Source organism: Massilia sp. BHUDP2 (assembly GCF_046236355.1).
In the GTDB taxonomy this organism is placed as follows: domain Bacteria; phylum Pseudomonadota; class Gammaproteobacteria; order Burkholderiales; family Burkholderiaceae_D; genus Telluria; species Telluria varians.
In genome coordinates this window covers 1,182,514-1,200,956 of the sequence record NZ_JBJUVW010000002.1, presented here as the reverse complement: position 1 = coordinate 1,200,956, position 18,443 = coordinate 1,182,514, and the positions used below count along the sequence as shown (strand labels likewise).

General features: G+C 66.8%; 15 protein-coding genes. 9 read left to right on the top strand and 6 right to left on the bottom strand.

Translation table 11 applies throughout. The features are described from left to right. Positions 1 to 40 precede the first annotated feature (40 nt). On the top strand, positions 41 to 886 hold the full coding sequence (locus tag ACK6C6_RS15975) for a MipA/OmpV family protein (RefSeq protein ID WP_409268122.1): 846 nt from the start codon (positions 41 to 43) through the stop codon (positions 884 to 886). Further along, positions 886 to 1,584, top strand: coding sequence for a hypothetical protein (locus tag ACK6C6_RS15970; RefSeq protein WP_409268121.1), 699 nt, complete (start codon positions 886 to 888; stop codon positions 1,582 to 1,584). Before ACK6C6_RS15975 ends, ACK6C6_RS15970 begins: the two co-directional genes overlap by 1 nt. Before the next feature lie 120 nt (positions 1,585 to 1,704). On the opposite strand, the gene ACK6C6_RS15965 is transcribed toward ACK6C6_RS15970, so the two are convergent. Further along, positions 1,705 to 2,394: a response regulator gene (locus ACK6C6_RS15965; protein ID WP_409268120.1), complete on the bottom strand. Its 690-nt coding sequence runs from the start codon at positions 2,392 to 2,394 to the stop codon at positions 1,705 to 1,707. A gap of 168 nt (positions 2,395 to 2,562) precedes the next feature. Here ACK6C6_RS15965 and ACK6C6_RS15960 point away from each other — a divergent pair, with 168 nt between their 5' ends. Continuing rightward, positions 2,563 to 4,536 (top strand): alpha/beta fold hydrolase, encoded by a 1,974-nt coding sequence (locus ACK6C6_RS15960; RefSeq protein WP_409268117.1) that lies wholly within the window; start codon positions 2,563 to 2,565, stop codon positions 4,534 to 4,536. Positions 4,537 to 4,659: 123 nt separating this feature from the next. On the opposite strand, the gene ACK6C6_RS15955 is transcribed toward ACK6C6_RS15960, so the two are convergent. Continuing rightward, positions 4,660 to 5,730 carry a tartrate dehydrogenase gene (locus ACK6C6_RS15955; protein ID WP_409268116.1) on the bottom strand — a complete coding sequence of 357 codons (1,071 nt, stop codon included), beginning with the start codon at positions 5,728 to 5,730 and terminating at the stop codon, positions 4,660 to 4,662. A gap of 96 nt (positions 5,731 to 5,826) precedes the next feature. Here ACK6C6_RS15955 and ACK6C6_RS15950 point away from each other — a divergent pair, with 96 nt between their 5' ends. From ACK6C6_RS15950 to ACK6C6_RS15930, 5 genes are all read left to right on the top strand, one after another. After that, positions 5,827 to 6,756, top strand: coding sequence for a LysR substrate-binding domain-containing protein (locus tag ACK6C6_RS15950; protein WP_409268115.1), 930 nt, complete (start codon positions 5,827 to 5,829; stop codon positions 6,754 to 6,756). Between the two features lie 40 nt (positions 6,757 to 6,796). Then, positions 6,797 to 7,912: a 2OG-Fe(II) oxygenase gene (locus ACK6C6_RS15945; RefSeq protein WP_409268114.1), complete on the top strand. Its 1,116-nt coding sequence runs from the start codon at positions 6,797 to 6,799 to the stop codon at positions 7,910 to 7,912. Between the two features lie 122 nt (positions 7,913 to 8,034). Then, positions 8,035 to 9,414 (top strand): alpha/beta hydrolase family protein, encoded by a 1,380-nt coding sequence (locus ACK6C6_RS15940; RefSeq protein WP_409268112.1) that lies wholly within the window; start codon positions 8,035 to 8,037, stop codon positions 9,412 to 9,414. 25 nt (positions 9,415 to 9,439) lie between these two features. Beyond that, positions 9,440 to 10,669 (top strand): sensor histidine kinase, encoded by a 1,230-nt coding sequence (locus ACK6C6_RS15935; protein WP_409268110.1) that lies wholly within the window; start codon positions 9,440 to 9,442, stop codon positions 10,667 to 10,669. Positions 10,670 to 10,671: 2 nt separating this feature from the next. Further along, positions 10,672 to 11,442 (top strand): LytR/AlgR family response regulator transcription factor, encoded by a 771-nt coding sequence (locus ACK6C6_RS15930; RefSeq protein ID WP_409268108.1) that lies wholly within the window; start codon positions 10,672 to 10,674, stop codon positions 11,440 to 11,442. Positions 11,443 to 11,446: 4 nt separating this feature from the next. Here the strand turns inward: ACK6C6_RS15930 and ACK6C6_RS15925 are convergent, their stop codons facing one another. Then, positions 11,447 to 12,046 carry a response regulator transcription factor gene (locus ACK6C6_RS15925; protein WP_209588226.1) on the bottom strand — a complete coding sequence of 200 codons (600 nt, stop codon included), beginning with the start codon at positions 12,044 to 12,046 and terminating at the stop codon, positions 11,447 to 11,449. Between the two features lie 18 nt (positions 12,047 to 12,064). Then, a complete protein-coding gene (locus ACK6C6_RS15920) occupies positions 12,065 to 14,194 on the bottom strand; it encodes an ATP-binding protein (protein ID WP_409268107.1) in 2,130 nt (709 codons plus the stop codon). Between the two features lie 182 nt (positions 14,195 to 14,376). Here ACK6C6_RS15920 and ACK6C6_RS15915 point away from each other — a divergent pair, with 182 nt between their 5' ends. After that, positions 14,377 to 15,714, top strand: a complete 1,338-nt coding sequence (locus ACK6C6_RS15915) for an MFS transporter (RefSeq protein WP_036216191.1) — start codon at positions 14,377 to 14,379, stop codon at positions 15,712 to 15,714. 75 nt (positions 15,715 to 15,789) lie between these two features. Here the strand turns inward: ACK6C6_RS15915 and ACK6C6_RS15910 are convergent, their stop codons facing one another. Both ACK6C6_RS15910 and xseA read right to left on the bottom strand, forming a co-directional pair. Further along, positions 15,790 to 16,368 carry a superoxide dismutase gene (locus ACK6C6_RS15910; RefSeq protein WP_027864788.1) on the bottom strand — a complete coding sequence of 193 codons (579 nt, stop codon included), beginning with the start codon at positions 16,366 to 16,368 and terminating at the stop codon, positions 15,790 to 15,792. Between the two features lie 85 nt (positions 16,369 to 16,453). Beyond that, positions 16,454 to 17,827 (bottom strand): exodeoxyribonuclease VII large subunit, encoded by a 1,374-nt coding sequence (xseA, locus tag ACK6C6_RS15905; RefSeq protein ID WP_409268105.1) that lies wholly within the window; start codon positions 17,825 to 17,827, stop codon positions 16,454 to 16,456. Positions 17,828 to 18,443: the final 616 nt, after the last annotated feature.

Below are 18,443 nucleotides of genomic sequence, written 5' to 3'. Positions count from 1 at the left end.
TAAAATGTTGGATTGCCGAACTCTCCCGATTGTGAAAGACATGAACAAGCTTTTCGCCCTGGTTCTGGCTGTCTCGGGCGGCGCCGCAAGCGCACAGACGCCGACCACCAACCCGATGCCCGACGGCAGCCGCGATATGTATGCGGGGCTGGGCGTCGTGTCGGCGCCGCGGTACGAGGGAGCGGACAGCAGGAAGCTCAGGGCATTGCCGGTGCTTCAGGTCCAATGGAGCAACGGCATCTTCATTTCCGGCATGAGCGCAGGGATGCACCTGTCCGCCAGCCCGGTCGTCGAATACGGCCCGCTGCTGGCCATCCATCCGCGCCGCACCGAATCGGGCACCGGCAGCAGCGTCGGCGGCGTCGATGCCTTTGCCACGATGCTGCCGTCGACGGAGCGCGCGATGAAAAGCGCCAATCCGCTCGCCGGCATGGACGAGGTCAAGGCGCGTCCCGAAGCGGGCGCTTTCTTCAATTATTACCTGTCGCCGCAATGGCGCCTGACCAGCAGCGTGCTGGCCGGCGCCGGCAACGACCGCAATGGCGTGCGCGGCGAGTTCGGCATCCAGCGCCTGGCAATGCAGCTGGCCCCGCACCACACGCTGTCGCTGTCGGCCGGCCTTGGCGTCGCCAACCGCGCCTACCAGCAGAGCTACTTCGGCGTCAGCGCTGCGCAGGCCATGCGCAGCGGCAATCCCTATTACCGCCCCGACGGCGGCCTGAAGGATGTGCGCATCGGCGCGCGCTGGAACTGGGCGCTGTCGCCTTCCTGGATGCTGACGTCAAGCGTGCAGGGAACGCGCCTGATGGGCGACGCCCGCCGCAGCCCGCTCGTCGAGCGGCCCAACAACGTGACGGTTTCGACCGCCTTCGCCTACCGGTTCTGATGATGCGATTCGCACACGCCACCGCATGCGCACTGCTCCTGAGCTCGGCCAGCCTGGCCGTGGCGCAGGCGCTCGCGCCCGCGTCGGAGTGGGCGAGCTATCGCGACGCCTACCGCAGTCTGGTCGTGTTCGAAAAATACGGCGGCCCCAAGAGCCTGCTGCAGAACCACCTGCAGCTGCTGCCGCGCGAGAAGGGCGTATTGGCGGAGGGCCTGCAGCTGGTCCTGGCGGGCAAGACCGTGCAGACCAGCCTGGCGCTCGACGCCCTCGGCCGCGGCGTCCTGCCGCTGGTAAAAGCCGCTTACGACGAAAACGCCGTGCTGGCGCCGAACCGCAAGATCGGCCCCTTCAGCCTGCGCGCGCGGGTGACGATCACGCCGCGGGCGGACAACGTCTACGACACCGACGAGCTGCGCGCCGCCTGCGCCCAGGCGCTGGGCTATGCCCGCCACGTCGATGCCTCGGCCCGCTCGCGCCAGTGCGTGGGCGTGCGCATGGTGTTCCCGAAGAAGGGCGTGGAGGCCTCGGTCAAGCTGCGCCGTCCGGAAGGGGAGCAGGCGCTGCCGCTCACGCCCGGCGCGGCCTTCAGCGGCGACCTCGATGCCGACTTCCCGGCGGTGAACTACCGCTTCGGCGCCGAGCGGGCGCAGCTGATTACCTATAGCGCGCCACTGGCGATCGTGCCTTTATTCGAATAACAGGTTTTCGTAGGGTGGGCGGGTTCCCCGCCCACGCGTTCAGCTAGAGCCGGCACTGTCGCGGCGTTTGCGCTGACAACTATCACCGCGTGGGCGGCAAAGCCGCCCACCCTACGAACATCAGTTCCAGGCAGACGGCGAGAACAGATAGCCTTCGCCCCACACCGTCTTGATCTTTTCCGAATCGGTATCCTCGAACTTGCGGCGCAGCTTGGAGATGCAGTTGTCGATGCTGCGATCCAGCCCGTCGAATTCGATCCCGCGCATTTTCTTGAGCAGGGCGTCGCGCGAGAGCACGCGGCCGGCGGCTTCGGCCAGCACCAGCAGCAGCTTGTATTCCGTATTCGACAGCACGCAGGGTTCGCCGCGCCAGACCACGCTGCGGTCGCTCGTGACGATGCGCAGCGCGCCGAACTGCAGCACACGCGAGTCCGCGCCGCCCTTGGCCTGGGCCGTGCGCCGCATCAGGGCGCGCAGGCGCGCCAGCAGCACGCGCGGCTGCACCGGCTTGTTGACGAAATCGTCGGCGCCCTGTTCCAGGCCCGAGACTTCGTCGTAGGAGTCCTCGCGCGCGGTCAGGATCAGGATCGGCACTTCGGACAGTTCGCGGATCTGGCGGCACACCACCATGCCGTCCAGGCCCGGCAGCATCAGGTCGAGCACGACGACGTCGGGCGAGAGTGCCTTGAAACGCTCCAGCGCCTGGTCGCCGCGCGTGACCAGGTCGACCGCGAACTCATAGCCGGACAGGTATTCGGTGACGAGCTCGGCCAGGCGTGCATCGTCTTCCACTAACATCACTCGGTACATGCTTGTTTCTCCTTGGTCCGAGATTGTATAGAACTAGTTGCCCGACAGCACAGCCCCTACAAAGGGGGGACATTTGCTTACAGTTCGGTGACAATGATGCGCCCGGTCCACCATCGTGTAAAGTTGAGGAGCAACAACACCAACAACCCATGCATCGGAGACCACCGGATGAGACTTGACCGCCGCCCGCTCGGGCTGACCCTGATCGCTACCTTGCTTCTGGCCGCCGGCGCAGCCGCGGCCCAGGAGACCGCCGTCGCCCCCCCGGCCGCGATGGTGCTGGAAAACGTCCCTCCCGTACGCGCCAGCCTGGCCAGCCAGGTGGCGAAGTACAACGACTTCAAGCCGACCTCCTACGCATCCTGGCACCCGACCAGGCTCGAGATGATCGTCTCGCGCCGCCACAACAACACGCCGCAGCTGTTCCGTGTGGCCAAGCCCGGCGCGCCGCTCGAATTGATGACCGATTACGCCGAGCCGGTGCGTACGGCCCAGTACGAGCCGCGCCACGGCAAGTTCTACGTGTTCGGCCGCGATGCCGGCGGCAACGAGGTGTTCCGCGCCTACCGCCGCGAGGTAGGGAAAACGGACGCGATTCCCGTCACGCCGGACAACCGCCGGGTGCAGGACACCGCCTGGGCCAGGAAAAGCGGCCGGCTGCTGTACGTGACGGTGCCGGTGGGCCGCCAGGGCTCGAACGACCAGGTCAACTCCACCGTCAGCATCGTCGACCCGACCCAGCCGGAACAGGCGCGCGTGCTGGCCGAGCTGCCGGGCGGCGGCTGGGGCTCCTTCGAGTTCTCGCACGACGACAAGCAGCTGGTGTACAGCGAGTACGTGTCGGCCAACGAGTCCTACCTGTGGCTGATGGACGTCGCCAGCGGCAAGAGCCGCCGCCTGACCGAAAAGGGTGAGGAGAAAGTCGCCTACGGCAATGCCACATTCTCGCGCGACGGCAAGGGCATCTACACGACCAGCGACCGCGGCTCGGAATTCCAGCGCCTGGTCTACATCGACATTGCCAGCGGCAAGGAGACCGTGCTGACGCCCGACATCAACTGGGACATCGACAGCTTCGACCTGACCGACGACGGCAAGCTGCTGGCCTTCGTGGCGAATGAAGACGGCAGCAGCGTGCTGCGCATGATGTCTACCCGTGACCGCAAGCTGGTGGCGCAGCCGAAGCTGCCGATGGGCGTCATCGGCCGCATCGAGTGGCACAACAACAGCCGCAACCTGGCGCTGTCGCTGTCCTCGGCGCGCAGCCCGTCGGAGGTCTACAGCATCGACGCCAAGACCGCGGCCGTGACGCGCTGGACCCGGCACGAGAAGATGGACGTCGACATGAACAAGTTCGTCGAACCCTCGCTGGTGCGCTGGAAGTCCTTCGACGGCCGCGAGATCTCGGGCTTCGTCTACCGTCCGGACGCCGCCAGATTCCCCGGCAAGCGCCCGGTGGTGATCAATATCCACGGCGGTCCGGAAGGGCAGTCGACGCCGGGCTTTTTGGGACGCAACAACTACTACACCGACGAGATGGGCCTGACGGTGATCTACCCGAACGTGCGCGGCTCGACCGGCTACGGCAAGAGCTTCCTGAAGCTGGACAACGGCAAGCTGCGTGAAGATTCGGTGAAGGACATCGGCGCGCTGCTCGACTGGATCGCGACCCAGCCCGACATGGATGCTTCGCGCGTGGCGGTGGTGGGCGGCTCCTACGGCGGCTACATGACCCTGGCGGTGTCGACCATGTACCCGGAGCGCATTGCCGCGGCGATCGACATCGTCGGTATCTCGAACTTCGTCACCTTCCTCGAGCGCACCGAAAGCTACCGCCGCGACCTGCGCCGCGTGGAGTACGGCGACGAGCGCGATCCCGAGATGCGCAAGTGGATGGAAGCGACGGCGCCGGCCAACAATGCGTCGAAAATCAAGAAGCCGCTGTTCGTGGTGCAGGGCAAGAACGACCCGCGCGTGCCATGGCAGGAGGCCGACCAGATCGTGGCCACGGTGAAGAAGAACGGCACGCCGGTGTGGTACATGACGGCGAACGACGAGGGGCATGGCTTCGGCAAGAAGGCGAACGCCGATTACCTGTTCTATTCGACGATCGACTTCTTTAACACCTACTTACTGAAATAAACCCGTGTTTTTCGTAGGGTGGGCGGGTCTCCCGCCCACGCGGTCAAGTGGTGCAAGATCTGCCGCTCCGGCTGTTTTAATCCTAACTATCACCGCGTGGGCGGCATAGCCGCCCACCCTACGTCAAACCGATGTCAGGTACTCGGCAATTGCTGTTCCGACCTCGGTCGTATTCGCCGTCCCGCCCATGTCCGGCGTGCGCGGCCCGTTCACCAGGCAATGCTCCATCGCCCGCACCAGCGCATCGTGCGCCTCGGTATAACCCAGGAAGTCCAGCATCATCGCGCCCGACCAGATCATGGCGATCGGGTTCGCGATGTTCTTGCCGTAGATGTCCGGCGCCGAACCGTGCACCGGCTCGAACAGCGAGGGGAAGCTCCGCTCTGGATTCAGGTTGGCCGAAGGGGCGATGCCGATCGTGCCGGTGCAGGCCGGCCCCAGGTCCGACAGGATGTCGCCGAACAGGTTCGAGGCCACCACCACGTCGAAGCGCTCGGGCGACAGCACGAAGCGCGCCGCCAGGATGTCGACGTGGTACTTGTCCCAGCGGACGTCCGGATAGGCCGCTCCAACGGCCGTCACGCGCTCGTCCCAGTAGGGCATCGAGATCGCGATGCCGTTCGACTTGGTGGCGGCGGTCAGGTGCTTCTTCGGACGGCGCTGCGCCAGGTCGAAGGCGTACTTGAGGATGCGGTCGGTGCCCTTGCGGGTGAAGATGGCTTCCTGTAGCACCAGCTCGCGCTCGGTGCCTTCGAACATGCGCCCGCCCACCGCCGAGTATTCGCCTTCGGTGTTTTCCCTCACCACGTAGAAGTCGATGTCGCCCGGTTGTTTATTGGCGAGCGGGCAGGGCACGCCCGGCATCAGGCGCACCGGGCGCAGGTTGACGTACTGGTCGAACTCGCGCCGGAACTTCAGCAGCGAACCCCACAGCGAGATGTGGTCGGGCACCGTGTCCGGCCAGCCGACCGCGCCGAAGAAGATGGCGTCCACGCCGTCGAGCTGCTGCTTCCAGTCGTCGGGCATCATCTTGCCGTGCTGGAGGTAGTAGTCGCAGCTGGCCCATTCGAAGCTGACGAACTCCAGCGGGATGTTGAACCGCTGCGCCGCCGCCTCGACGGCGCGCAGGCCCTCGGGCATGACTTCCTTGCCGATGCCGTCGCCGGCGATCACGGCGATCCTGTGCTTCTTCATTGCGCGCTCCTGTGCTGTTTGCATGTCGGTCGTCAGCTTAGCAAGAAAACGCTGCGTTTATAATCCCCGTTAGTGTGGCCTTATAGAGCACGAATCGTGAATAATCAAATCGAGAATGGCGACCTGCGGGTGTTCGTCGAGGTGGTACGCAGGGGCAGCTTCAGCGGCGCGGCGGAAAGCCTGGGCATGTTCGCGGCCTTTGTCAGCAAGCGCATCGGCGTGCTGGAGGCGCAGCTCGGGGTGCGGCTGTTCGAGCGCTCCACGCGGCGCGTGCTCATCACGGAAGAGGGCGAGCAGGTGTATAGCCGTGCCCAGCTGATCCTGGAACAGCTCGACGACATGCTCGACGACGTCTCGGAGCGGCGCCAGAAGCCGGCCGGGCGGCTGCGCATCTGCAGCAGCTTCGGTTTCGGGCGCAAGGTGGTGGCGCCGGTGATCGCCAGGCTGGCAGCAAGCCACCCGAAGCTGCAGATCCGCCTCGAGGTGTTCGACCGCCTGGTCGACACGGTGGCGGAAGGCTTCGACCTGGACGTGCGCATCGGCGATGACCTGCCGCCGCAGCTGGTGGCGCGCAAGCTGATGGACAACCACCGCATCCTGTGCGCCTCGCCAGGCTATATCGCGCGGCACGGCACGCCCAAGTCGCTGAAGGAACTCGCCAGCCACCAGTGCCTGGCGATCAAGGAACGCGACCACCCGTTCGGCACCTGGCGCCTGCGCGGCAAAGGCGGCGAGGAGACGGTGCGGGTGTCCGGCGCACTGTCGACCAACCACGGCGAGATCGCGATGCGCTGGGCGGTGGAAGGCGCCGGCATCGTGCTGCGCTCGCTGTGGGATGCGCGGGGCTACCTGGAGAGCGGCGCGCTGGTGCAGGTGCTGCCCGACTACACCCAGCCGGCCAGCGTGTGGGCCGTCTATCCGCAGCGCCTGAGCGGATCGGGCAGGGTGCGTGTCTGCGTGGAGTTCCTGCGCCGGCACCTGGCCCAGCCGGGCGCCGGGCTTGGCGCGGGCGACGCGCTTCGCTAAGATGCCTGTCTCAACCTTGTCAACTCATCCAGGACATATTGTGTGGCTACCCGGTGACCCGATACCTGAATTCGTGGCCAGCACGGCGCAGAATCCACGCTATACCTTCTATACGACCGGGGGCCGCTACGTCGTCCTGAGTTTCCTCGGCAGTGCCGGCATTGCTGCGGTGCGCGAGGTGGTCCGTTATGTCGAGCGGCGCCGCGCCCTGTTCGACGACGAGCAGCTGTGCTTCTTCGGAGTCTCGGTCGATCCGGACGACGAGGCCTGCGAGCGGGTGCGCACGATCCTGCCCGGCATTCGTTATTTCAGGGACTTCGACCGAAAGCTCAGCAGCCGGTTCGGCGCGATCGGGGACGGGTACCGGCCCTTCACGCTGGTGCTCGATCCGATGCTGCGCGTGCTCGCCCATATTCCGCTCCTGTCCGCCGAGCAGCACAATGCCGCGCTCGAGGAGACGATCGGCCGCCTGCCGCCGGTCGCCCAACATGCCGGAACCGAACTGCATGCGCCCGTGCTGATCCTGCCGCGGGTGTTCGAGGAAGACCTGTGCCGGGAGCTCATCGCGCTGTACGAGCGCCATGGCGGGATCGAATCCGGTTTCATGCGCGAGGTGAACGGCAAGACCGTGGAGGTCAAGGAGCGCAGCTTCAAGCAGCGCAAGGATGTCGAGTTCGATTCGCGCCCGGAATTCGCGGCCCTGAGGCAGGCAATCCATGCCCGCCTGCAGCGCCGCCTGCTGCCGGAGGTCCGGCGCGCCTTTCAGTTCAACATCACCCGGATCGAACGCCACCTGGTGGCGCGCTACGATGCCAGCGAGGGCGGATTCTTCCGTCCCCACAAGGACAACACCACGCTCGGCACCGCGCACCGCCGCTTCGCCTGCACGATCAACCTGAACGCCGGCGAGTACCAGGGCGGCGACCTGCGCTTTCCGGAATTCGGCCCGCGCTGCTACCGGGCGCCGACCGGCGGCGCCATCGTCTTTTCCTGTTCCCTGCTGCACGAGGCGACGCCGGTGGTGGCAGGGACGCGCTATGCATTCCTGCCCTTCTTCTACGACGAGCAGGCCGCCCAGCAGCGCGAGCGCAACCGCCATTCCCTGACCGGGCAGGTGTTCGACCGGGCCAAGGGGCAGGACGAGAACAGCGTGTAGCCGTGTTCATGTCAAGGCAGGCAGCGTCCATGTCATCAAAACCGGGGTTCGCCGCATTCCGCTGAGCCGGCACGCCCGCCCGGCTACAGTGGACTTCCCGAACCTGAAGAAAGAGACAGCGCATGAAATCGATCCTGCTCGGCCTCCTGGCCAGCCTCGCCCTGGCAGCCGGCCCCGCCCACGCCATCGACGCCACCGGCCACTGGAAAGGCCGCATCGCGGATTCCCTGAACCTGCACCTGGAGTTTGCCAAGACCGCCGACGGCAAGTGGGAAGGCAGGCTGGCGGTGCCCCAGCAGGGCTTCAAGACCAAGGTGGAGCAGCTGAGCGTCGAAGAGGAACAGCTCGGATTCAGGCTGTCGGCCCTGAACGCCGGGTTCACGGCGCGCTGGAGCGAGCAGGACCAGGCCTGGGTCGGCACCTGGAGCCAGAACGGCCAGGCCGTGCCGCTGCGCCTGGAGCGCACCGATGCCGCGGCGCTCAAGCCGAAACGTCCGCAGCTGGAAGCGATCGCCGCGCGCCAGCCGAGCTATGCCAGCGTCGAGGTCGGCTTCGCCAATCCGGCGGGCGGCCACGTTCTCGCCGGCACCTTGAGCGTCCCCCAGGGCAAGGGGCCGTTCCCGGCGGTCGTGCTGGTGCATGGTTCCGGTGCGGTCGATCGCGACGAGACCATCCGCGAGCACAAGCCCTTCCTGGTGCTGGCCGACCACCTGAGCCGCCAGGGTATCGCGGTCCTGCGCTACGACAAGCGCGGCGTTGGCAAGTCGGGCGGCGTGTACAAGGACGCGACCACCCGGGACTTCGCCACCGATGCCGAGGCCGCGGTCGCCTTCCTGCGCGGCCGACCCGAGGTCGATGCAAAACGGATTGGCGTCGTCGGCCACTCGGAAGGCGGCATGATCGCACCGATGGTGGCGGCGCGCGACCCGGGCCTGGCCTTCGTCGTGATGCTGGCGGGTCCCGGGGTGCGCGGCGAACTGCTGATGGTCGAACAGATCGCGCTTGGCACGAAAGCCGCGGGGATGCCGGAGGAAGCGGTGGCCAGGGAGCGTGAGCTGAACCGCGCGGTATTCGCGGCCATCGTGGCCGAGCCGCGCCCCGAGCTGGCCGGCGACAAGGCGCGCCAAATGATGGAAGAGGCCGAACGCAAGGGGATCCTGCCGGCCGGGACGGCCGCGGCGCGCGCCAGGGAATTCACCTCGCCCTGGTTCCATGCCTTCCTGCGGCACGAACCCGGCCCGGTCCTGCAGTCCGTGCGCCAGCCCATCCTGGTGCTGAACGGCGAGCGCGACCTGCAGGTGCCGGCCGCGATGAACCTGACGGCGATCCGCGGCGCGCTCAAGAGCAATTCGCGCGCCGTGGTGAAGGAACTGCCGGCGCTGAACCACCTGTTCCAGACCGCGCGCACCGGGGCCGGAACCGAATACGCCGAGATCGAGGAAAGCGTCGCGCCGCTCGCGCTCGATACCGTCAGCGACTGGATCCTGGCAACGGTTAAATAGCCGCGCAACAGCTTAAAATAGCCATATGGAAAAAATCGCGCCAGCCGACCACGAGTCGCCGCTCCCGTCCAGCCTCGCCACCCGGCTGGGAGGATGGTCGCATCGCGCCCAGCAGTATCCGGTGTTCGGCAAGACCTGGTACGGCTACCGCATGCGCTCCTTCCGCGCGCCGATGATCCTGTTCGCGCTGGTCCTGGCCGTGCTGGCCGCGCTGGTTCCCAAGCCGCCGCCGGAGGTGGACCCGCTGTCCTTCTGGTTCACCTTCCCGGCCATCTGGCTGGTGGTGGCCACCGCCCTGGCGCTGGGACGCGGCCTGGCGGTGCTGGTGCGCGCGCGCGGCTGGCGTCCGCGGCGCGAAGCGGCCGGCATCGTATGCGCATTGCTGCTGGGCGTGCTGCTGGCCTGGTCGCTGACCCCTTTCGTGAGGACCGGCGGCCAGCCGACGCAAGGGCAGGCGTCGGCCGAACTGCAGGCCGAACAGGCGCGCGACAACCGCCTGGTCAACCTGGTGATCTGGTTCCCGGTGCTGGTCTGGCTGGCCGGCCCCTTCGACCTGGCCGCCTACTTCCGCCAGCGCAGGCTGCTGCGCGAGGCCGCCCTGCAGGCGGAGGCGGAGCGTTACAAGCACCAGCGCAACGAAGTCGAGGTGAAGCTGGCGGTGCTGGCCAGCCAGGTCGAGCCGCACTTCCTGTTCAATACGCTGTCGGGCGTGCGCGCCGCCATGCTCTCCGATCCGGACCGCGGCATCGTCATGATCGACCACCTGATCGACTACCTGCGCTCGACCATCCCGCAACTGCGCGCCGACCGCGCCAGCACCTTCGTCACCCTCGGCTCGCAATGCGATTCGGTGCGGGCCTACCTGGGCGTGATCGCGGCGCGCATGCCGCGCCTGCGCACCGAGGTCAGCTGCGCGCCGGAGCTGCGCGCCGCCCTGATTCCACCCCTGATGCTGATCTCGCTGGTGGAGAACGCGGTCAAGCATGGCATCGAGCCCAGGAAAGGGCCGGCGCGGATCCAGGTGACGGCCGCCTCTCGCGAAGTGGATGGCGTCAGGATGCTGGAGCTGAGCGTGATCGACGACGGCATCGGCTTTTCCGCATCGAGCGGCAGCGGCATTGGCCTGGCGAATATCCGCGAGCGCCTGAAGCACCTGTACGGCGGCGCCGCCGCGCTCGAACTGCGCACCGGCGAGGAATGCGGCGTGGTGGCCAGCATCGTGCTGCCGCTGGTCGAGACCATGGAGGAAGATTGAGAATGCCGACCGCGATCATTGCCGACGACGAGGACCTGCAGCGCGCCGAGCTGCAACGCCTGCTCCTGCTTGCCTGGCCGGAGCTCGAGATCATCGCCTCGGTGGAAGACGGCAGCGAAGCGCTGGCCGCGATCGCCGAGCTGGAGCCAAGCGTGGCCTTCCTCGACATCCGCATGCCCGGCATCAGCGGGCTCGAGGTCGCGCGCGCCAGCGCGGGCAAAGCCTGCGTCGTCTTCACGACCGCCTACGACAGCCATGCGATCGACGCCTTCGACCTCGGCGCCGTCGACTACCTGCTCAAGCCGGTCAACGGGGCCAGGCTGGAACAGGCCTTGCAACGCGTGCGGACCCAGCTCGCGGCGGGCAAGGGCGACGTCGAGCGCGCCAAAAGCTGGATGGAACTCGACCAGCGCCTGCGGCCGAACGCCGCCCAGGAGCGGATCCGCTGGATCAGCTGCACGGCGGGCAACGTCATCAAGCTGTTCCCGATCGACGAGATCCTGTTCTTCGAATCGGACACGCGCTACACGCGGGTGGTCACCGCCCTGGATGAAGGCTTGATCCGGATGCCGATCAAGGACCTGGCGGCTGGCCTGGACCCCGACCAGTTCTGGCAGATCCGGCGCGGCACCCTGGTGTGCGCCCGCGCCATCGCGCGCATCCGCCGGGACGAGCTGGGCAGCTTCATCGTCGAGCTGCGCGAGCATCCGGCGCAGCTGAAGGTCGGCCAGACCTATGCCTGGCGCTTCCGCAACGAAGTGCTGCTCCGCTGAGCTTTCAGTCCAGCCAGGGATGGGCCGCCAGCCAGCGCCCAAGCTCGTTGTCATTGGCGCATTGGAGCTTGTTGAAGATGTTGGCGCGGTGTGTCTCCACCGAGCGGTGGCTGCAGGGCGGCACCAGCATGCGTGCGATCTCCTTGTTGGGCTGGCCCAGCCCGACCAGCCGCGCCACCTCGCGCTCGCGCGGCGTCAGCTCGGCCCACATGCGCAGCGCCTGGGCGCGGGCGCGGGCCAGGGCGGTGGCGGCGGGCAGCTTGTCGAGCAGCCGCTGGGTGTCCGGCTTTTCCACCCAGTCGTAGGCGCCGCGCCGCACCGCTTCCAGGGCGGTCGGGATGTCGCCGTGTGCCGACAGGAACAGGGTCACCAGCGGGCTGTGCGCGCCTAGCAGGCGCTCGAAGACTTCCAGGCCGCTCATGCCGCCCATGCGCAGGTCGAGGATCACGCAGCCCGGCTGGCGCAGGTCGACGGTGTCGAGAAAGGCCTCGCCGGAGTCAAAGGCCTGCACCGCCATTCCCTGCGAGAACAGCAGCAGGAGCAGGGAGCGGCGCAGGGCTTCGTCGTCGTCGACGACGTACAGGGTCAGTGGCGCTTCTTTCATGACTCTTTCATGGCTCTTTCATGGAACGATGGGCAGCGTGAACGAGAAGGCGGCGCCGCCGCCCGGCCGGTTCTCGACGCCGATGGCGCCGCCGTGGGCCTCGACGATGCTGCGGCAGATGTTCAGGCCCAGCCCGAGGCCATCGGGCTTGGTGGTGAAGAAGGGCGAGAACACCTGGTCGAGCTGCCCGGCCGGAATCCCCGGTCCCTGGTCGGCCACGCCGATGCGCAGGCCTCCCTCGCTGCGGCGGCAGGCCAGTTCGATCGTGCGGCGCTGACGCGGCTGGTCCTGCATGGCCTGCAGCGCATTATGGACCAGGTTGACGAGGACCTGCTCGAGCAGGACCCGATCGCCGCGCACCCGGGCGCCGGCGCCCTCGAGCAGCAGGCGCAGGGTGGCGCCCTGGGCTTTCAGCTCGGGCTCGAGCAGGGCTTGCGCATGGGTGAGCACGTCCACCATCGCCAGGATTTCGTACTGGCCCCGTTGCGGGTTGATGAAGGCGCGCACCCGCTTGACGATTTCGCTGGCGCGCTGCGACTGGCCGACGATCTCGTCGAGCGCACCCGGCAGCAGCTCGGACGGCCCCTGCGCGGCCAACGCGCGCGCCGCCACGGCGAAATTGGACAGGGCCATCAGCGGCTGGTTGAGTTCGTGCGCCAGCGTCGAGGCCATCTCGCCCACGCTGGCCAGGCGCGCGCTGCGCTGCAGGCGCAGTTCCTGGTCGCGCTGGCGGGCTTCGGCCTGCTTCTGCGCGGTGATGTCCACCACGGAGCTCATCCAGCCCCGGTGCACGCCCTGGGCGTCGACCAGCGGGGCGGCGTAGACCATCGTGATGACGTCGTGCCCGTCCTTGTGGCGGATGCGCGATTCGAAGCCGTGCGGCGCGGCGCGGCCCTGCAGGGCATCGTCGCTTTCGCGCGCCTGCTTTTCCAGGTCGTCCGGATGCCAGTAGGGGTAGGGCGGCCGGCAGCCGAGCAGTTCCTCGGCGCTGTAGCCGACCATGGCGCACAGCGCCGGGTTAACGTAGATGATCTTCCCGTCCGGGTCGCGGGCGCGCATGCCCACCAGCAGGGAATCTTCCATGGCCTTGCGGAAGGCGTGCGCTTCTTCCAGGTCGCGGGTGCGCTCGTCGACCCGGCGCTCCAGTTCCAGGCGCGCGGTGCGCTGTTCGACGAAGCGCCGCTCGCGCAGCCGCCAATACAGGGTGCCAAGCAGCAGCAGCGCCACGGCCAGCGCCGTGAGCGCGAGCGCGGAGCGGCGTGCCTGCGCCACTTCCTTCATATCCGAGGTGACGGTAAGGGTCCAGCCCAGTTCCGGCAGCGGAGTGTCGAGCGCGAGCAGGGTTCTTCGTTGTCCCTGCACCCCGGTGCGCAGGACGAAGCCGGCGCCGTCGGGTCGCGCCTCGATCTTCCACGGCAGGACGTCGAAGCGCGTGCGCTTGCCGTACTGGCCGTGTTCGGCGATCCAGCGGGCGTCTTGCGCGGACACCGGCCGGATAGCCTGGTACAGCCATTCGGGCACGCCGCTCAGGAAGACGATGCCGCGGCTGTCCCTGAGCACGACCGGTTCGAGCCCACCCATCCAGGTGGCCTGCAGCGCCTCCAGGCTGATCTTGACCACGGCCACGCCGAGGATGGCGCCGTCCACGCGCACGGGTTCCGCGATGAACAGGCCGGACTGGCCGGTGGTGAGCCCGAGGCCATAGAACAATCCGCGGCGGCCCCGCACGGCGTCCTCGAAGTAGGCCCGCTGCCGGTAGTTCTGACCGACGAAGCTCGAGGGCGTGTTCCAGTTGCTGGCCGCCAGCGTCAAGCCATCGCGGTCGACCAGGTAGAGCGCGGCGGCGCCGGTGGTCGCCTGCAGGTCGGCAAAGTAATCGTTGGCGCGCGCCCGCAGGGCGGCATCCTGCGGGGCGCGCAGCAAGTCCTGCACGCCCGGGTGGCGCGCCACGGCATGCGGCAGGAAGTCGTGCTTCTCGACCAGGCCGCGCAGGCCCAGCGCCTGCGCGGCGGCGGCCTGCTGCAGGGCCTGGGTCTTGGCCTGCAGTTCGCGCTGCTCGGCCCAGTGTCCCGCGGCCGCGATCAGGACCAGCGCGCCCACGGCGGCAAGGAGCCCGCGCCAGTAACGGGCGATGAACGGGCGGGCCATTCGGTTTCCTCAGGATCAGATCACGAGACGATAGCAGTTGCGCCGGCGCTTTGGAATGCTTCTGCGTAGTTTTACGGAGGCGCTCGCGCCGACATCCCGGATGCGCGCCGTACGGCCGCGCGGGATAGTAAGGGCCTGGAAACGGGAGGCGCGTCGATCTCCCGTGGATCACAGGAGACAACATGACTGCAGTCACAACGCGGCCGGCCGTCGAGGGCCGCGCCCAGGCCGGAGAACGGATTTCCGGCAAACGCTTGCGCGCCATCTTCGTCGGATCGTCCGGCAACCTGGTCGAGTGGTTCGATTTCTACTGCTATTCGGCGTTCGCGCTGTACTTCGCGAGTTCCTTCTTTCCGGCCCAGGACCCGACCGCGCAGATGATGTCCACGGCCGGCATCTTCGCCCTCGGCTTCTTCGTGCGCCCGATCGGCGGCATCCTGTTCGGCCGCCTGGCCGACCGGCGCGGCCGCAGGACGGCCCTGATGGCCTCGGTCCTCTTGATGTGCTTCGGCTCGCTCCTGATCGCATGCGCGCCGACCTACGCCACCGCCGGCATCCTGTCGCCCTGCATCCTGCTGCTGGCGCGCCTGCTGCAGGGCCTGAGCCTGGGCGGCGAATACGGCGCCAGCGCCACCTATCTGTCGGAAATGGCGGATTCCAAGCACCGCGGCTTCTACGCCAGCTTCCAGTACGTGACCCTGATCGGCGGCCAGCTGCTGGCGCTGCTGCTCCTGCTGGTGCTGCAGCGCTACCTGCTCTCGGACGAGCAACTGCGCGCCTGGGGCTGGCGGATTCCCTTCTTCATCGGCGCGACCCTGGCCGTGCTGGCCCTGACCATGCGCCACAACATGCCCGAGACCGACTCCTTCGAGGCGGCGCGCAAGAAGGCCAAGAAGATGGGCGGCCTGCAGCAGCTGATGCAGCACCCGCGCGAGGTCCTCCTGGTGATCGGCCTGACCATGGGCGGCACGCTGGCCTTCTACGTCTACACCACCTACATGCAGAAATTCCTGCGCCTGTCGGTGGGCCTCACCGACGCCCAGACCACGGCGGTCTCGGCGGCCTCGCTGCTGTTCGCCATGTGCCTGCAGCCCCTGTACGGCGCGCTGTCCGACCGCATCGGCCGCCGTCCGCTCCTGGTGGGCTTCGCGCTGCTCGGCACCCTGTTCACGGTGCCGCTGCTCACGGCCATCCGCAATGCGTCAGGACCGTGGGAAGCCTTCGCCCTGATCGCCTGCGCCTGGATCATCGTGTCCGGCTACACCTCGATCAACGCGCTGGTGAAGGCCGAGCTGTTCCCGGCCACCATCCGCGCCACCGGCGTCGGCGTGCCGTATGCCTTCGCGGTGTCGGTGTTCGGCGGGACGGCCGAGTACCTGGCCTTGTGGTTCAAGTCGATCAACCTGGAGAGCGGTTTTTACTGGTATGCCACGGGCGTGATCGCCTGTACCCTGGTGGTGTGCTGGTTCATGCGCGATACCGCGGCGAATTCGCGGATCGATGCGGAGGCGCGCGGCTAAGCTATCGCTTCTTCCCATCCTGGAAAGCAAACGGCCCGCGAAAGCGGGCCGTTTGCGTTCATGAACAAGAAGGGCTTAGGCCGCGTTCTGGTTCACGAAATCCCAGTTCACGACATTCCAGAACGCGTCCAGGAACTTGGCGCGCGCATTGCGGTAGTCGATGTAGTAGGCGTGCTCCCAGACGTCGGCGGTCAAGAGCGGCTTGTCCGAGGTGGTCAGCGGGGTGCCGGCGTTCGAGGTGTTGACGATGTCGACGCTGCCGTCGGCCTTCTGCACCAGCCAGGTCCAGCCCGAGCCGAAGTTGCCCAGTGCCGACTTGTTGAACTCTTCCTTGAACTTGTCGAACGAGCCCCACTTGGCGTTGATCGCGTCAGCAACCTTGCCGGTCGGTGCGCCGCCGCCGTTCGGGGTCATGCAGTTCCAGAAGAAGGTGTGGTTCCACACCTGGGCCGAGTTGTTGAACACACCACCGGTCGACTTCTGGATGATCTCTTCCAGGGACATGTTTTCGTACTCGGTCCCCTTGATCATGTTGTTCAGGTTGGTGACATAGGTCTGGTGGTGCTTGCCGTGGTGGTATTCCAGGGTCTCGGCCGAGATATGCGGCTGCAGGGCATCCTTAGCGTACGGCAGTGGCGGCAGGGTATGTTCCATGTTCAATTCCTTGTGCGTTGGTTGGACGGGTTTTGTTCCAAAACCGCGCTATTCTAAACCGGATAGCGCGATGTTGCATGCTTGGCTAGTCATTCGGATCACCCAGCGCGGCCTGCACGCTGGACACGACGATGTCGGCCGTGCCGCCGGCCAGCCGCAGGCTCAGCTTGTTGCGTGCCTTGACCTGCGCCGGGTCGCGCAGCACCTCGCCCTTGACGTTGCGGACGATGGCATAGCCGCGCTCGAGCGTGCGTTGCGGGTTCAGCAATTCTAGCTGCGCCGCCAGGGCCTCGAGGGCGTCGCGCCGACGTTTGACGGCGTTGCACAGGCTGGTGTTCAGGTGGCGCCCGTCGGCCAGCAATTGCGCGCGCATCGCCCGCATGTCGGGGCGGTGGCGCATCCAGCGCTGCTGCAGCTGGGCCAGCACCAGGTTCTGGCGGTTCACCGGGGTACGCACCGCATGGGTCAGGGCGGCCGCCATCGACAGCAGTTTGACGCGCTGGTGGCGGATCTGGGCCGAGGGGCTGAGCAGGCGCCGGCTATAGCCGTCCAGGCCCTGGCTGGCTTCCGACAGCGTGCGGCGCATGGCGCGGCGCAGGTCCTGGGCGTCGCCCGACAGCGAGGCCAGCCAGTCGGCGCGCGGCGTGACCGCCAGCTCGGCGGCGGCGGTCGGGGTGGCGGCGCGCACGTCGGCGGCGAAATCGGCGATGGTGACGTCGGTCTCGTGGCCCACGCCGGAGATCACCGGGACCTGGCAGGCGTCGATGGCGCGCGCCACGCATTCCTCGTTGAAGCTCCACAGGTCTTCGATCGAGCCGCCGCCGCGGCACACCAGCAGCACGTCGGCTTCCTGCCTGCGCGACGCCGTCATAATGGCTTCGGCGATCTTGTCGGCGGCGAACTGGCCCTGCACCGGGGCCGGGTAGAGGATCACGCGCACGTGCGGCGCGCGGCGGCGCAGGGCGGTGAGCACGTCGCGCAGGGCCGCGGCCTGGGGGCTGGTGACGATGCCGACGGTGCGCGGGAACAGCGGCAGCGCTCGCTTGCGGTCTTGATCGAACAGGCCCTGGGCCTGGAGCTTTTCCTTGAGCCGCAGGAAGGCTTCGTAGAGCTGGCCCACGCCGGCGCGGCGGATGGTCTCGACATTGATCTGGTAGTCGCCGCGCGCGCCGTACAGGGTGACCAGGGCGCGCACCTCGACCTTGTCGCCTTCGCGCGGATTGAACCCGGCGTATTGCGCGCGGCTGCGGAACATCACGGCGCGTACCTGGGCGGCATCGTCCTTCAGCGTGAAATACCAGTGGCCGGAACTGGCGCGCGTGAAGTTCGAAATCTCGCCGCCGATCCAGACCAGTGGAAAACTCCGTTCGAGCAGGCGGGCGACCTGCTGGTTCAGGGTCGTCACGGTCAATACGGGTGGCGCGGTGTAGGCGGGATCGGCGTCGCTTTGATAGTCCATGGAGGCTGCTTGGCTACTTTGGTAAAGCTGATGCTTATGTCATATCTTGAAGAAAACGACAAGGCTTGGCGGCAGTCGTGCGCGCCGTGTCCGGCATGAAGCGTTGTTGCCAGTTTTCAATGCATTCTATTGAAAGTCTTTGAAATCAAGAGCTTGCAAAGGGCTCTTCAGGTTTTAACGCGACTTTATCCACAAAATCTGTGGGCAACTCATCCATAAGACAGGCGCCTGCTCAAGAATGGAGCGTGGCGCACGCTTTCCTTATGCGTCAAGCACTTAGCGGCCCTATGCCTGGCTTGGACACATTGTTGTCCACAAAATATGTGCATATCATAAGGTCGACGACCCGGGCCCGTGGGCTGGCAACAAGGCCGACACGGCTGCCTAAAAATGACGCTAGGAAAGTTTATTGTTTTAGATCAACGACTTAGGGTATCGAAGAGCGCCTTGCGCACAATTTTGTCCACAAAAAGTGTGCACAAGGCGCTCAGCGCAGCCAGCCGAGGCCGGATTCCTTGCGCTGAACGCACTGGACAGGCCCACTCGTCAGCTTCGAACACGGCTTTTCAGCCATTCGCCAGCATTTGCATCTTTCGCAGGCAGTCCCATCCGATCC

Coding starts and splice junctions, on each gene's coding strand:
- ACK6C6_RS15975 (WP_409268122.1), top strand. CDS start 41: ATGAACAAGCTTTTCGCCCTGGTTCTGGCTGTCTCGGGCGGCGCCGCA.
- ACK6C6_RS15970 (WP_409268121.1), top strand. CDS start 886: ATGATGCGATTCGCACACGCCACCGCATGCGCACTGCTCCTGAGCTCG.
- ACK6C6_RS15965 (WP_409268120.1), bottom strand. CDS start 2,394: ATGTACCGAGTGATGTTAGTGGAAGACGATGCACGCCTGGCCGAGCTC.
- ACK6C6_RS15960 (WP_409268117.1), top strand. CDS start 2,563: ATGAGACTTGACCGCCGCCCGCTCGGGCTGACCCTGATCGCTACCTTG.
- ACK6C6_RS15955 (WP_409268116.1), bottom strand. CDS start 5,730: ATGAAGAAGCACAGGATCGCCGTGATCGCCGGCGACGGCATCGGCAAG.
- ACK6C6_RS15940 (WP_409268112.1), top strand. CDS start 8,035: ATGAAATCGATCCTGCTCGGCCTCCTGGCCAGCCTCGCCCTGGCAGCC.
- ACK6C6_RS15935 (WP_409268110.1), top strand. CDS start 9,440: ATGGAAAAAATCGCGCCAGCCGACCACGAGTCGCCGCTCCCGTCCAGC.
- ACK6C6_RS15930 (WP_409268108.1), top strand. CDS start 10,672: ATGCCGACCGCGATCATTGCCGACGACGAGGACCTGCAGCGCGCCGAG.
- ACK6C6_RS15925 (WP_209588226.1), bottom strand. CDS start 12,046: ATGAAAGAAGCGCCACTGACCCTGTACGTCGTCGACGACGACGAAGCC.
- ACK6C6_RS15920 (WP_409268107.1), bottom strand. CDS start 14,194: ATGGCCCGCCCGTTCATCGCCCGTTACTGGCGCGGGCTCCTTGCCGCC.
- ACK6C6_RS15915 (WP_036216191.1), top strand. CDS start 14,377: ATGACTGCAGTCACAACGCGGCCGGCCGTCGAGGGCCGCGCCCAGGCC.
- ACK6C6_RS15910 (WP_027864788.1), bottom strand. CDS start 16,368: ATGGAACATACCCTGCCGCCACTGCCGTACGCTAAGGATGCCCTGCAG.
- xseA (WP_409268105.1), bottom strand. CDS start 17,827: ATGGACTATCAAAGCGACGCCGATCCCGCCTACACCGCGCCACCCGTA.